1 rRNA gene is annotated in these 388 nt (G+C 39.9%); it reads right to left on the reverse strand.

The features are described 5' to 3' along the window. Positions 1-178: 178 nt before the first annotated feature. Positions 179-388: ribosomal RNA gene (locus EII32_RS11770) — 16S ribosomal RNA — on the reverse strand; the annotation flags it as partial.

The following is a 388-nucleotide window of genomic DNA, read 5'->3' on the forward strand; positions in this document are numbered from 1 at the left end:
GTATTTACTTCTAATTATTAAATGTTTTATACTATCATTTTGGTATTTTCTTTTAGTTAGCCTTACAGCTTTTGGTTAAAATTTTAAAAACTTCAAAAATTTTAAAAAAAATATGAACCAAAAAAACAGTGATAAAACTAAGAATTTTAATTGAACTGTCGTTCTTTGTACTCCTTAGAAAGGAGGTGATCCAGCCGCACCTTCCGATACGGCTACCTTGTTACGACTTCACCCCAATCATCTATCCCACCTTAGGCGGCTGGCTCCTAAAAGGTTACCTCACCGACTTCGGGTGTTACAAACTCTCGTGGTGTGACGGGCGGTGTGTACAAGACCCGGGAACGTATTCACCGCGCCATGGCTGATGCGCGATTACTAGCGAATCCAG

The sequence above is a fragment of the Prevotella sp. OH937_COT-195 genome, from assembly GCF_003932845.1.
In the GTDB taxonomy this organism is placed as follows: domain Bacteria; phylum Bacteroidota; class Bacteroidia; order Bacteroidales; family Bacteroidaceae; genus Prevotella.